13 protein-coding genes are annotated in these 12,515 nt (G+C 73.5%); 5 read left to right on the top strand and 8 right to left on the bottom strand.

Going from position 1 to position 12,515, the window contains the following annotated elements:
- Nucleotides 1-8: 8 nt before the first annotated feature.
- The gene (locus ACLQ2R_RS25480; RefSeq protein ID WP_425963086.1) at nt 9-1,298 is read right to left on the bottom strand and encodes an MFS transporter; all 1,290 of its coding nucleotides are present in this window, start codon (nt 1,296-1,298) and stop codon (nt 9-11) included.
- 97 nt (nt 1,299-1,395) lie between these two features.
- Nucleotides 1,396-1,875, bottom strand: coding sequence for a GNAT family N-acetyltransferase (locus ACLQ2R_RS25475; protein WP_425963085.1), 480 nt, complete (start codon nt 1,873-1,875; stop codon nt 1,396-1,398).
- Between the two features lie 25 nt (nt 1,876-1,900).
- Between ACLQ2R_RS25475 and ACLQ2R_RS25470 the strand changes: the two genes are divergently transcribed.
- Both ACLQ2R_RS25470 and ACLQ2R_RS25465 read left to right on the top strand, forming a co-directional pair.
- Nucleotides 1,901-2,425: a CGNR zinc finger domain-containing protein gene (locus ACLQ2R_RS25470; RefSeq protein ID WP_425963083.1), complete on the top strand. Its 525-nt coding sequence runs from the start codon at nt 1,901-1,903 to the stop codon at nt 2,423-2,425.
- A 94-nt stretch (nt 2,426-2,519) separates the two neighbouring features.
- The gene (locus ACLQ2R_RS25465) at nt 2,520-2,966 is read left to right on the top strand and encodes a hypothetical protein (protein WP_425963082.1); all 447 of its coding nucleotides are present in this window, start codon (nt 2,520-2,522) and stop codon (nt 2,964-2,966) included.
- Nucleotides 2,967-3,176: 210 nt separating this feature from the next.
- Here ACLQ2R_RS25465 and ACLQ2R_RS25460 read toward each other — a convergent pair whose 3' ends face one another.
- The 3 genes from ACLQ2R_RS25460 to ACLQ2R_RS25450 form a co-directional block, all read right to left on the bottom strand.
- Entirely contained in the window at nt 3,177-4,751 is a 1,575-nt protein-coding gene (locus tag ACLQ2R_RS25460) for an MDR family MFS transporter (protein ID WP_425963081.1), read from the bottom strand.
- 88 nt (nt 4,752-4,839) lie between these two features.
- Complete coding sequence (locus ACLQ2R_RS25455) at nt 4,840-5,454, bottom strand: TetR family transcriptional regulator (protein ID WP_425963080.1); 615 nt, start codon at nt 5,452-5,454, stop codon at nt 4,840-4,842.
- 119 nt (nt 5,455-5,573) lie between these two features.
- Entirely contained in the window at nt 5,574-6,257 is a 684-nt protein-coding gene (locus ACLQ2R_RS25450) for a TioE family transcriptional regulator (RefSeq protein ID WP_425963079.1), read from the bottom strand.
- A gap of 90 nt (nt 6,258-6,347) precedes the next feature.
- Between ACLQ2R_RS25450 and ACLQ2R_RS25445 the strand changes: the two genes are divergently transcribed.
- A complete protein-coding gene (locus tag ACLQ2R_RS25445) occupies nt 6,348-7,523 on the top strand; it encodes an erythromycin esterase family protein (protein WP_425963078.1) in 1,176 nt (391 codons plus the stop codon).
- Here the strand turns inward: ACLQ2R_RS25445 and ACLQ2R_RS25440 are convergent.
- Nucleotides 7,457-7,813, bottom strand: a complete 357-nt coding sequence (locus tag ACLQ2R_RS25440) for a hypothetical protein (protein WP_425963077.1) — start codon at nt 7,811-7,813, stop codon at nt 7,457-7,459. The genes ACLQ2R_RS25445 and ACLQ2R_RS25440 overlap by 67 nt on opposite strands.
- A 17-nt stretch (nt 7,814-7,830) precedes the next feature.
- Nucleotides 7,831-9,534, bottom strand: coding sequence for a hypothetical protein (locus ACLQ2R_RS25435; RefSeq protein ID WP_425963076.1), 1,704 nt, complete (start codon nt 9,532-9,534; stop codon nt 7,831-7,833).
- A gap of 151 nt (nt 9,535-9,685) precedes the next feature.
- On the opposite strand from ACLQ2R_RS25435, the gene ACLQ2R_RS25430 reads away from it, so the two are divergent.
- Nucleotides 9,686-10,348: a response regulator transcription factor gene (locus tag ACLQ2R_RS25430; RefSeq protein ID WP_425963075.1), complete on the top strand. Its 663-nt coding sequence runs from the start codon at nt 9,686-9,688 to the stop codon at nt 10,346-10,348.
- Complete coding sequence (locus ACLQ2R_RS25425) at nt 10,345-11,556, top strand: ATP-binding protein (protein ID WP_425963074.1); 1,212 nt, start codon at nt 10,345-10,347, stop codon at nt 11,554-11,556. The genes ACLQ2R_RS25430 and ACLQ2R_RS25425 overlap by 4 nt, the downstream gene beginning before the upstream one ends.
- On the opposite strand, the gene ACLQ2R_RS25420 is transcribed toward ACLQ2R_RS25425, so the two are convergent.
- Nucleotides 11,513-12,454 (bottom strand): LysR family transcriptional regulator, encoded by a 942-nt coding sequence (locus tag ACLQ2R_RS25420; RefSeq protein WP_425963072.1) that lies wholly within the window; start codon nt 12,452-12,454, stop codon nt 11,513-11,515. The genes ACLQ2R_RS25425 and ACLQ2R_RS25420 overlap by 44 nt on opposite strands.
- Between the last annotated feature and the right edge of the window lie 61 nt (nt 12,455-12,515).

Here is a 12,515-nt window from a genome sequence, read left to right as displayed (position 1 = left end):
CGGCGGCGTCACGGCCTGCGGGCCGTGATCGTCAGGGTGGTCGCGGTCATCACGGAGAGCAGGCCCCAGGCCGGTACGAAGCTGCCGGTGAGGTCCTTGAGCAGGCCGAGGGCGGGCGGTGCCACGATGATCGCGATCTGGTTGACGGCCATGGCCAGGCCCAGGGTGGTTCCCGTCCTGCCCGGTGGCGCCGACTCGGCGGCGTGGGTGACCCATGGGCCGTACCAGCCGATCCCGAAGAAGCCGAGCCAGACGAACAGCGGGCAGGCCGTCGCGGGGGAGTGCCCCAGGGGGGTCGTCAGGGCGATCATTCCCGCGGTCGCGGCGATCATGCAGATCAGGACGCAGGTGTGGCGTCCCGGGCGGCCGCGGTCGCTCCAGGCCGCCAGGCAGACGCGGCCGGCGGCACCGGCCGTCTGTACGGCCACGAACACGAGGGCCGTCGGGCCCGCTCCGAGGGAGGTGACCTCGCGGAGGTGGAGCACGGTCAGGACGCCTATGCCGCTGTGCACGGAGACCATGGCCGTTCCGGACAGGACGATCCTCGCCATGGGCGGTTCGCGGAGCGTCCGCAGTCGCGCGCCGAATCGCGAGGTGAGCGGAAGACGCGATTCGGTGCCGGCGGAAGCGGGGCCGGCAGGAGCGGGGCCGACAGGGGTGGTGCCGGCGGAAGCAGGACCGGCAGGGGCGGGGCCGGGGAAAGGGCCTTGGGCGGGAGGGCGGCGGTAGAGGCACATGAAGGCGAGGGCACCCGCCAGGGCGACGAGCGCGCCGGTCATGAGCGTCGCCCGCAGGCCGAGGGCGGTGGCGAGGCCGGGCAGCGTGGCCGCGGCGAGTACGCCGCCCAGGGGCAGCCCGGCCTGGCGGACCCCCATCGCCAGTCCGCGCCGGGAGGTGTGGAACCAGGAGGCCACGGACTTGCTGCCGCCGGGTTGGACGGTGCTGTATCCGGCGCCGGCGATGAGCAGGACGACGAGCAGGAAGGTGTACCCCGGTGCCGTGCTTCCCGCCGCCAGGCTGAGCGCGACGACGGTGGCGCCCGCGCCGACGACCCAGCGTTCGTCGTGGCGGTCCAGGAGTCCACCGGCCACCGGCAGCCCGACCAGGGGGAGCAGTTGCGCCGCCGAGAGCAGGAGGCCGAGCTGGGTGGTGCCGATGTTCAGGTCGTGCTGCAGGTGGGCGCTCATCGCCGCGATGCCCTGGACGAAGAATCCGGAGGCGGCCTGGGTGAAGGTGGCGACGGCGAGGACGACCCAGCGGTACCGCCACGCGTGGTGGGCGAGCCGGTCGCCGCTCATCGGATCTCGCACCTCGTACGACGCCCGGCCGGGCCGGTGGGGGGTGGCGGGCCGGAGCATCCGGCGCGCCGGGTGCGCCGGGGGTGCCGAGGGGACGTCATGGACGCCAGCACAGTGCAGGGTCGGGGTGGTCGAAGAAACCGAGTTCCCGGTAGAGAGGTTCGCCTTCGCGGGAGGCGTACAGGTCCACCCGGACGGCCCGGCGTTCCCGGAACCAGGTGAGCAGGTCCTGCATGATCGCGCGGCTGTGACCGCGCCGGCGGTGTGCCGGGTCGGTGACCACACCGATCACGTGCCCGATCCGGCCCGTTGGTGAGTGGGGGCCGGGAAACCACCGCTCGACGGTGCCGATGCCGCAGGCGGCCAGGCCGCGGTTGCCCTCCACGACCAGGATCCGCGCGTCGTCGTCCGTCAGCTTCTCCTTCAGGACCATGGTCAGGGCGTCGCGCCAGGACTCGTCCGCCGACGGGGGGTTGAAGAAGTCACCACCGAGGTCGCCGAACAGCAGGGCCCGAAGGCGTACGAGCTCGGGGATGTCGTCGTGCGAGGCCTGCCGTACCCGGGGGTGGTGTGTCATGTGAACAGGGTGATGTAATGGTCTTATGCATCTCAACCCTTACGGCGAGGATGCCGTGAACCTGGCGGCGGATCTGGTCAACCGGCGTCCGGCGAGTGCCGGGGAGCTCGCGGAGCGCTGCCGCGCCGCCGGGCTCGTGCTGGAGGGCCCGGTGACGTCACAGGATCTGGAGCGTGTCCACGCCGTCCTGGAGATGTGGGAGAGGGTCGTCGACGCCACCGGCGAGAGTGGGCGTGCCGAGCTGGTCAACCGGATGCTGGCGGAGGCGGCGGCCTACCCGCGGCTGACCGATCACGCCGGCACCGGCTGGCACCTGCACTACCGCGGCGACGGGCAGCCACTCGGTTCGGTACTGTTCTCGCTGATCTGCGTCGGCACCGCGCTGCACCTGGCGGGGCGGGGCATGCATCGGCTGCGGCGGTGTGCCGTGACCGGGTGCGTCCTGGTCTTCGCCGACACCTCCCGCACCGGGCGCCGGCGTTACTGTTCCCAGCGGTGCGCCAACCGCGACGCGGTACGCCGGCACCGCGCTGGCTACGTCTCCGCCTGACAGCGCCGACGGTGCCGGATGACAGTGCCGCGACCGGTCCACGGGCCCGCCGGCCGGGAGTTCCCACCCACCCCCACCCTCTGGAGAAGCCCTCATGACCGCACCCGGGCACGGCACCACCTGGCACGACGCCCACTACGACATGCCCGTCGGCCGGCAACTGGAGCGCTACGACGAGCTGGCCGCCAAGGGCGCGTCGTCCCGCGCCCGGACCGAGCTGGTGGCCCGGGGGATCTACGATCCGGCCCGCCACGGGGCCGGTGAGCGGCCCGCGCTCACCGTGGCCGAGCACATCGAGCTGCTGGCGCTGGCGGAGAGCATCGCGCGCACCGTGCGCCACCCCTCCAACGTCCACCACGCGCTGCTGGCCGGGGTCACCTGGGCCGACATCGCCCGCGTCACCGACTCCGACGAGGCGGCCGTCCGGCGGGACTACCGGCGGTGGGCCGACGACCAGTACGACCTCAACCGGCATTTCCCCGACCGCGGCATGGGCGCCGACGAACACGCCGCCGCGTGCGCCAGAGCCGCGGAGGGATGAGCGGCACGGGTGCCGGTGAGCACGCCGCCGCGACCACCAAAGCCACGGGGAGGTGACCCGCGCCGGGGCCGGATCCGCGGCGAGCGCGGGTCCCCGTACCGGCGGATCAGGGCCGGTGCGGGAACCCGTGCTCGTTCTCCTCGCGAACCGCGCCCCCGGCGCGACCCAGGCGTGAGCGGCCCGGACGTGAGCGGCCCGGACGGGGGCGGCTCAGTGACCGGCGGCCATGGCCTGCTCCCTGGCCAGCCGCTCCTCGCCCGAGAGCGTGTTGAGCGGCTTCTCCTTGATGAACAGCACCGCCACCAGCGCGAGCGCGGTGAGCGGCACGCCGATGAGGAACAGCTCGGCGGTGGCCGTGGCGTACACGTCCTGGACGATGCGGACGACGGGGGCGGGCAGCGCGGAGATGTCGGGGACGGCGTCGCTCCCGCCGCCCGCACCGGCGGTCATCGGGCCGAGCTTCTCCGTCATGAGCGTGGTGATCCGGCTGGCCAGCACCGCCCCCAGGGCGCTGACGCCGACGGCGCCGCCCATGCTGCGGAAGAAGGTCAGCACCGAGGTGGTGACGCCCAGGTCGTGGGCGGGGACGTCGTTCTGGGCGGCGAGGACCAGGTTCTGCATGAGCATGCCCACGCCGGCGCCGAGCACCGCCATGTAGATCCCGAGCAGCACCGTGCTCGTCCGGCCGTCGATGGTGCTGAGCAGTCCCATTCCGGCGAGCATGACGATGCCGCCGGCCACCAGGAAGCCCTTCCAGCGGCCCCACTTGGTGATGAGCTGGCCGGCCACGGTGGAGGAGATCAGCAGGCCGAACACCATCGGCAGGCTCATCAGGCCGGCGACCGTCGGCGACTTGCCGAGCGCCACCTGGAAGTACTGCGACAGGAAGACCGTGCCGCCGAACATGGCCACGCCGACCAGGACGCTGGCGACGGTGGCGAGGGCGACGGTGCGGTTCCTGAGGATGGGCAGGGGGATGATCGGCTCGGCCGCCCGCGACTCCACCCGGACGGCCAGCCCGAGGACGACCACGGCGGAGCCCACGAGGACGGCGCTCCACCCGGAGACCCAGTCGAACTGGTTGCCCGCCAGTGACGACCAGATCAGCAGCGTGGACACGCCCACCGTGATCAGCAGGGCGCCCAGGTAGTCGACCTTGACGTCCTTGCGCACCACCGGCAGGTCGAGCGTGCGCTGCAGCAGGACGATGGCCAGGATCGTGAACGGCACGCCGATGAGGAAGCACCAGCGCCAGCCGAGCCAGGAGGTGTCCACGAGCACGCCGCCGATGAGCGGCCCCGCCACGGTGCCGACACCGAACACGGCGCCGAAGATCCCGGCGTAGCGGCCGAGCTCGCGCGGCGGGATCATGGCCGCCATCACGATCAGGGCGAGCGCGGTCATGCCACCGGCGCCGACGCCCTGCACGACGCGGCTGACGATGAGGATCTCCACGTTCGGCGTGAGGCCCGCGATCAGCGAGCCCACCACGAACAGTCCCAGCGAGAGCTGGATCAGCAGCTTCTTGCTGTAGAGATCGGCCATCTTGCCCCAGAGCGGCACGGTGGCCGTCATGGCCAGCAGCTCGGAGGTGACGATCCAGGTGTAGACGGTCTGCGAGCCCCGCAGGTCGGTGATGATGCGGGGCAGGGCGTTGGCCACGACGGTCGAGGCCAGGATGGACACGAACATGCCCACCATCAGCCCCGACAGCGCCTGCAGGACCTTCTTCCTGGAGGCGGGCGCCGCGGCCTCGGCCTCGGGCTGCGCGCTGGTGGATGTCATCTTTCCTCGATCTCTCATGCGGGGGCCGGCGCCACGGGGACTCGTGCGGGCGCCGGATGAACGAAGACGTTCGGGGGGAACGGGACGGTCAGGGGTTGGGCAGGCCGGCGGCGAGCTGGGAGAAGGCCTCGTCGACCAGGCCGGCCAGCGCCGGGCGGCCCCGCGCGGCGCTCCAGCGCATCATCGCCACCCTGAAGGCCGTCGTGGCGACCGCGGTGACCAGCTCGGGGAAGCCGCTCGTGCCGAGCTCGACGCCGGACCGGCGCGCGACGGCGGCCGAGATGACGCGCTCGGTCTCGGTGCCGCCGGCGACCAGGCGCGGCAGCAGTGAGGGGTTCTGCTCGAACACCTTCAGCCGCAGCAGCCATTGCTCGCGCCGCTCCTGGACGCACTCGGCCTCGGCCCGCAGTGTCAGGCGCAGGGCCTCCAGGACCGGCACCCGCGCCGGCACGCTCTCCAGCCTCTCGCGCAGCTCGTCGGCCGAGGCGGGGCTCGCGCCGACGAGCGCGTCCTCCTTGGAGGGGAAGTAGTTGAAGAACGTCCGTGAGGACAGGTCCACCGCCTGGGCGATGTCCTCAACGGTGACGCCCGCCAGACCGCGCTCTGCCACCAGCGTCAGGGCGGCCTGCTCCAGGGCGGCGCGGGTCTCGAGCTTCTTACGATCTCTACGGCCGAGCTCGTAGGCGCTCTGCGGGGTGGTCACGGGCCAACAGTAGGGAAGACCTTTCAGTTTCTGCAATGTTTCATATTGTGAAGTGTTGCAGATCACATGTGGGAACGGCCGACCACCGCGCGGCCCGACGGCCGGGCGCCGCCCCGGCCTCAGAGGTCGCGGGCGCCGAGGTAGGCCTCCAGGCCGGCGGCACCCGCGAGCATGGCGCGGCCCCGGGCCGACAGGCGGGCCTGCCAGTCGCGCAGGGCCGACTCCAGCGGGGCGACGCCTCCGGCGGCGCGGACCTGGGCGATCAGCGGGGCGATCTGCTCCAGCAGGTAACCGCCCCGCCTGAGCTGGTGGACCAGCCGGACGTCCCGTACGTCGGCCGGGTCGTAGATCCGGTAGCCCGTGCGCGGATCGCGGCGCGGCCGCACCAGCCCGGCGTTCTCCCACTTGCGCAGGGTGGCGGGGCGGACGCCGAGCCTGCCGGCCAGGGGGCCGATGAACGTGTCGCCGCGCTCCTGCGGCACGGGCGCCAGATCGCGGAGCGCGGCCTCGACGGCCCGCAGGGTGCGGCGGTCGTCGAGGAGCCGGCCGTGGCTCTCGTCGATGAGCAGCAGCGCCTCCTGGACGGCGGCCCGGTTGACCGCCTGCATGATCGCCGTGGCCGTGCGGTGCCCGTGCCCGGGCGCCAGGGCCAGGAACGCGCGCAGGGCGTGGGCGTGCAGCGGCGTGTAGACGCGGTAGCCGTGGACGGTGCGACCGGCGGGGGGCAGGATGCCGGCGTCCTCGTAGTTCCTGACCGCCTGGGTGGACAGGCCGTGCTCGCGCGCCAGGTCCACCGGCCTCATGGGTGCATCACCGATTGAAGGTCCCTCGCGAGAAAGCGGGCTTTTTCCGGGAAAAGTTTACACCGAAAGTTCAACGATACCGTTGAGGGAATGGATATCAAGAACATGGCCAGGCCGCTCGACGGCGCGGGCGTCTCGGAGTTCCTGCGGTCGCTTCCCGCCCCGCCCCTGCTGCTCGGCCTGGGCGAGGCCAGGCACTTCGTGGAGGAGCTGGGCGAGGTGCGCAACGAGATCTTCCGGCACCTGGTCGAGCACGAGGGCTACCGGTCGTTCGCCGCCGAGAGCGACTGCCTGATGGGCCTGGTGGTCGACGAGTACGTCACGACGGGCGCGGGCACGCTCGACGACGTCATGGAACGCGGCTTCAGCCACGGCTTCGGCGCGTTCCCGGCCAACCGCGAGCTCGTACGCTGGATGCGCGCCCACAACGAGGAGCACGACGACAAGATCCGCTTCTTCGGGTTCGACGGCCCCCTGGAGTACTGGGCGGCGAGCCCGCGCCAGGCGCTCACCGGCCTGTACGACCTCCTCGACGGCCCGCTGCTCGGCACCGTGGTGACCGCGGAGACCCTGGACGCGCTGCTGGGCCCGGACGAGCGGTGGTCGGACGAGGCCACGGCCATGGACCCGTCCCGGTCGATCGGCCGCACCGACGAGGCCCGGCGGCTGCGCCTGATCGCCGACGACCTGGTGGCGCTGCTGGAGACGCGGACGCCGCAGCTGAGCGCGGAGGACAGGGAGCGGGCGGAGCTGTACGCGCGCACCGCCACCGGCCTGCTGCGCTACCACCACTGGATGGCCGACGACTCCCCGGCACGCTGGACCCGGCTGTCGGCCCTGCGGGACGCGATGATGGCCGCCAACCTGCGCGCCGTCGCCGAGCACGGCCCGGCCCTGGTCTTCGCCTCCAACCTCCACCTGCAACGGAACAGGAGCCTCATGGCGTTCGGCGACCGGACGCTGGAGTGGTGGAGCGCGGGGGCGATCGCCGGGGCGCACCTGGGCGACCGGTACGCCTTCCTCGCCTCGGCCCTGGGCACCGCCGGCGACGACGTCCCGGCCCCCGGCACCGTCGAGGGCATCCTGTCCACGCTCCCGTGGGACCACGCCCTCGTCGACGCCCGCCGCCTGGCCGGGGCCGTCGCGGAGCCCGCCCCGCGCGTCTCCCGCGATTTCGCCTACTTCCCGCTGGACCCGGATCACCTCCACATGATCGACGGCATCGTCTTCCTCAAACGGGCCGTCAGGCTGGGCCGCCTGGGCTGACAGTGAGGATGGAGGTGACCGCCTCCCGGTGAGGTCCGGCTCATGGTCTGACCGACCGTGGTGAACCGGGGGCCGTGACGGGGGCCGGACCGGCGGCCGCGCAGGGTGGCCTTGGCGAGCTTGATCAGCTCCGCCGCGTCGGCCTGCCGCAGCTCGCGGTGGATGGCGCCGACGCCGACGCCGCCCCACTCCGACACGTCGGTGTAGGTGGCGACGCGCCTGATCTCGTGACCGTGCAACGGGCCCTGGGCCGCCGGCAGGTCCAGGATCATCAACCGGGTTGGATTCATGAATCCATTCGCGTTGATCAAGCGGGCGGGCGCGCAGCCCTCCTGCGGTGCACGACCGTCGCCGCCCCGAGGGCGAGGGCGGCGTACCCGCACGTCACGGCCAGGCCCGCCCAGGGCGGGAGCGGGTGGTAGCCGCCGATCGGCGACCACCGCACGTCCACGTGCGCGAACGCGGGGACGCTCTGCGTGATCGCGAACCCGGCGGCAGGGGTGACCGCCGACAGCCACGGCGCCAGGCCCGCGGTCGCCGTCAGGTGGGGTACGACGACCAGCGCGACGGCCAGCCCGATGGCGACGACACTCCGCCTGACCAGGGCGGCGAGGCCCGAGGCCAGCACGGCGGCGGTCGCGGTCAGCGCCGCGTACCCGACGACCACCCGCAGCCCGGTGCCCAGGGTGATCGGCTGGATCGGGTTCTGGTTGGCGCGCAGGATCGCCAGGCCGGCGGGGATCACGATCCCGGCCGCCACCAGCCCCGTCACGAACGCGGCCGCGCCGGCCACCGTGACCCTGGCCGCCAGGAGGAGCGCGGGCCGGGGCTCGGCTGGCGGTCCGCTCCCGGCCGGTCCGCGGGTGCCCTCCGATCCGTGGGTGTCGATCGGTTCGCCGGTGTCGGCCGGTTCGCCGGTGTCGGCCGGTCCGCCGGTGTCGGCCGGCTCGCCGGTGTCGGCCGGTCCGCCGGTGTCGGCCGGTCCGCCGGTGTTCGCCGGTTCGCGGGTGTCGGCCGGTTCGCGGGTGTCGCGCCGGTGTCCCGTCGTGAGGAACAGGACCGCCACCACGAGCACCGGGATCAGCCCCACGGTCCCGCCGATCAGCATGAGATCGGCGCGCATACCGCCCTCCACCGAGGCGGGCCCGATGTCACCGCCCCCGGTCACCAGCAACCTGTCGCCGGACTCGACGACCCCGCCCGGGTGGTGCGGGGTCCTGCCGTCGGGCCCGAGGGAGACGCCGACGTCGTCACGCCGCCACGGACCGTCCGCACCCCGCAGCCCGATCCGGTCGAAGGTGGCGGTGACCTGGGAGAAGGCCTGCGCCGCCTGCCACAGCACGCCCGGCGAGGTGGCGAACAGCCCGATCTCGACCGTCTCCGGCAGCCCGGGCAGCGTGACCGTGCCGACCTCGGTCCACCTCGTGCCGTCGCGGGACTCGTGGCCGGTGAGCGTGTCGCCCGACCTGGTCAGCCGCAGCCACACGGGCCCCCGTACGGGACCACCGGCCACGTCGTGGACGAAATCGTGCTGCATCCGCACGCCGTGGCCACCGGTGACCATGACGGCGGCGTACGGTGTGCCCCGCGTGAGGCTCTGCCTGACGAGGAGGCCGGCCTTCGCCCACGGAACCACGCCCTCCCTGACGTTGCGCACCCCGGGCACGGCGTCCGGCAGCCGCATCCGCCCGGTCAGGTCCGACACACGGGCGGTGATCTCGCCGTTCCCCCTGAGCGGCCGGTGCACGAAGTAGTACCTGTCCCTCACCGCCGTGCCGTCGGGTCCCACCAGGGGCGCCGGGCAGGGACCCTCGCCCTTCGAGGTCACGCAGGTGCTGCGGGCACCTCCGGCGACCAGCAGCCCGAGCGACACGGTGACCAGCACGGAGGCCGCCAGGGTGAGCAGCAGGTCCCGCGCGGAGCGGAAGGCGGCCCACTGCGCGCGCAGCGATCGGGAGAAGCCGTCCCGCCCGGCCCGCCGGCCGGATCGGTGAGGCGTGGATGAACTCATGCCGACGGTTGTACGCGGCACCCGGTCGCACCGGGGTCGCGACGGCCGCGACCCTGTTGCGACCGGAGGGCTGGGATCGTTGAGCCATGGCACCCCCACCCGGCGGCAGGCTGCGCCGCACCACCCGCACGACGACCGGCGGTGAGCGGCGGTGAGGGTCCTCGTCGCCGAGGACTTCGAGATCCTCGCCCGCTCCCTCGGGACCGGGCTGCGCCGCGAGGGCATGGCCGTCGACGTCGTCCTGGACGGGACCGCCGCCCTCGACCGCCTGGCCGTCACCCGCTACGACGTGGTGATCCTCGACCGCGACCTGCCCAGCGTCCACGGGGACGAGATCTGCCGGCGGCTCGCCCGCGGCCGCTGCGAGACCCGCGTCCTGATGCTCACCGCCTCGGGCACGATCGAGGACCGCGTCGCCGGGCTCGGCCTCGGCGCCGACGACTACCTGCCCAAGCCGTTCGCGTTCGCCGAGCTGGTCGCCCGCGTCCGTGCCCTCGCCCGCCGCGCCGTCCCGCCGTTGCCACCCGTCCTGGCATGCGGGGACATCACCCTCGATCCTGCCCGCCGCGCCGCGTCCCGGGCAGACCGCCGCCTGGAGCTGAGCCCCAGGGAGTTCGCCCTGCTCGAATGCCTGCTGGCCGTACCCGGCCTGGTCGTCTCCGCAGAGGAGCTGCTCGAACGCGTCTGGGACGAGGCCGCCGACCCCTTCAGCAGCGCCGTCAAGCACACCGTGCACCGGTTGCGGGCCAAGCTCGGCGACCCGCCGGTGATCGAGACCGTCCGCGAGGGCGGTTACCGCATCGGCTCGTCGTGACTCCCCGCGCGATCACCAGAAGGTCCCTGCGGACGCGGCTCGCGCTCGCCTACGCGGCGGGCTTCTACGCCGCCGGGTTCCTGGTGCTCCTCCTCGTCGCGGTCCCGTTCGCCGGCGTCCACGCGGCTGTCCCCGCGGGCCCGCCCTCACCGGGCACGATCACCGCGACCGGACCTGTGACCGGACCTGTGACCGGACCCGTGACCGGACCCGCGACCGGACCTGTGACCGGACCTGTGACCGGACCCGTGACCGGACCCGCGACCGGACCCGTGGTCGGCCCGCCCAGGCTCCTCACGGCGTCCGCCGTCGCCATGGTCCTCCTGGTTCCCGTCGCCCTGACGCTGGGCTGGTTCGTCGCCGGCCGGTTCCTGCGCCCGCTGCGCGCCATCACCGCCACGGCACGGATCATCTCCGCGGGAGACCTCCACCGGCGCCTCGATCTCGGCGAGCCCACGGACGAGCTGACCGAGCTCGGCCACACCCTCGACGACCTGTTCGCCCGCCTGCACGCCTCCTTCGAGGCCCAGCGCCACTTCGTCGCCAACGCCTCCCACGAGCTGCGCACCCCCCTCGCGGGCCTGCGTACCCTCCTGGAGGTGACCCTCGCCGACCCCGAGGCCGACACCGGCACCCTGCGCGCGGCCTGCCGGGAGGCCCTCGCCCTGGGCGCGCACCAGGAGCGGCTCGTCCAGGCACTGCTCGCCCTGGCCACCGGCGAGCGCGGCCTCGCCCGCCGCGACCCCCTCGACCTCGCCCGCGTCGCCGGAGAGGTGCTCGCCTCCCGCCGCGACCGGGCGGAGAGCGCGGGCGTCGACCTCGTGGGGCACCTGACGCCCGCGGTGACGACCGGGGACCCGGGACTGGTCGAGAGCCTCGTCGCCAACCTGATCGACAACGCCGTCCGCCACAACCACGCGGGCGGGCACGTGCGGGTCACCACCGGGACCTCCGGCGCGCGGGCGACCCTCACGGTCGCCAACAGCGGGCCGGTCGTCCCCGAGGACCAGATCCCGCGCCTCTTCCACCCCTTCCGGAAACTGGCGCCCGACCGCCGGGGCCGCCACGACGGCTACGGCCTGGGACTGGCCATCGTCGACGCCGTCGCGCGGGTCCACGGCGCCACCCTCACCACCGTCGCGCGCCCCGAGGGCGGCCTGTCGGTCACCGCGCGGTTCGCGCGCGAACCCCCTCCGGGCCGCCCCTGATCCCGAGGTCGCCGGCGATCTCGGCGGCCAGGCGCGCGGCACGGGCGGCGAGGGGGGACAGGGTGCGGTGGGCACGGCGTACCAGATAGATCTTCCGGGGGGCCGGCGGCGGTCGTAGCGCGTGGACGCTCAGCGCCTCGTCGGCCGCGGCACCGGCGGCGTGGACGACGAGCCAGGGCAGGACCACCGAGCCGAGACCGGCCCGGACCATGGAGAGCACGGTCTCGTTGCCGGCCGCGCGAAAGACGATGTCGGGGTGGACGCCGGCGGCGGCGAGCGCCGCGTCGAGCGCGGGCTGCGCGCAGTCGGGCGGCCAGGCGACCATCGGTTCCCCGTCGAGTCGTGCCAGGTCGACGGGCTCGCCGGGTGCGCCGGGGAAGCGCCCGCGGGGGCACACCAGCAGGTAGGGGTCGTCGAGGAGTTCGAGGTGCTCGACGTCGGCGCCGGCGACGCGGTGGTCGCGGAAGAGCAGGTCGGCCGCCGACAGGTCCGGGGAGTCCGGCTCGTCCTCGAAGAGCCGGATGTCGCAACCGGGGAACTCCTCGCGGAGCACGCGCACCAGGACCGGCAGGAGCGTGTTGGACACGCTCTGGAAGGTGCCGATCGTGAGGCGGCCCTCACCGGCCCTGAACCGCTCGACGGCGGTGCGCATCGTCTCGACCCCGGTGAGCAGCCGCTCGGCGTGGGTCAGCACCACCTCGCCCAGCGGCGTGAGCCGGACCCGGCGCGGGCCGCCCGGGCGGTCGAAGAGCCGCCCGCCGACCGCCCGCTCCAGGGCGGCGACGTGCTGGCTGACGGTGGACTGGGTGTAGCCGAGCCGGGAGGCCGCCCGGCCGAAGGAACCCGCGCCGACGACGGCGGTGAGGGTGGCCAGATGCCGAAGCTCCACGTCCGTCACACCTGCCACGGTACTTCGGAGAATCACATCACCACCATCGGAAATCATCGCTTTTCACGAT

The organism is Streptosporangium sp. DT93 (assembly GCF_049844535.1).
GTDB lineage: Bacteria > Actinomycetota > Actinomycetes > Streptosporangiales > Streptosporangiaceae > Streptosporangium.
This window is presented reverse-complemented; position numbering and strand designations above follow the sequence as displayed.

What these genes read in the sequence shown, in the direction of transcription:
- ACLQ2R_RS25450 (WP_425963079.1), bottom strand. Translation starts at nt 6,257, where the DNA reads ATGAGGCCGGTGGACCTGGCGCGCGAGCACGGCCTGTCCACCCAGGCG.
- ACLQ2R_RS25460 (WP_425963081.1), bottom strand. Translation starts at nt 4,751, where the DNA reads ATGACATCCACCAGCGCGCAGCCCGAGGCCGAGGCCGCGGCGCCCGCC.
- ACLQ2R_RS25435 (WP_425963076.1), bottom strand. Translation starts at nt 9,534, where the DNA reads ATGAGTTCATCCACGCCTCACCGATCCGGCCGGCGGGCCGGGCGGGAC.
- ACLQ2R_RS25465 (WP_425963082.1), top strand. Translation starts at nt 2,520, where the DNA reads ATGACCGCACCCGGGCACGGCACCACCTGGCACGACGCCCACTACGAC.
- ACLQ2R_RS25440 (WP_425963077.1), bottom strand. Translation starts at nt 7,813, where the DNA reads ATGAATCCAACCCGGTTGATGATCCTGGACCTGCCGGCGGCCCAGGGC.
- ACLQ2R_RS25445 (WP_425963078.1), top strand. Translation starts at nt 6,348, where the DNA reads ATGGATATCAAGAACATGGCCAGGCCGCTCGACGGCGCGGGCGTCTCG.
- ACLQ2R_RS25480 (WP_425963086.1), bottom strand. Translation starts at nt 1,298, where the DNA reads ATGAGCGGCGACCGGCTCGCCCACCACGCGTGGCGGTACCGCTGGGTC.
- ACLQ2R_RS25475 (WP_425963085.1), bottom strand. Translation starts at nt 1,875, where the DNA reads ATGACACACCACCCCCGGGTACGGCAGGCCTCGCACGACGACATCCCC.
- ACLQ2R_RS25470 (WP_425963083.1), top strand. Translation starts at nt 1,901, where the DNA reads ATGCATCTCAACCCTTACGGCGAGGATGCCGTGAACCTGGCGGCGGAT.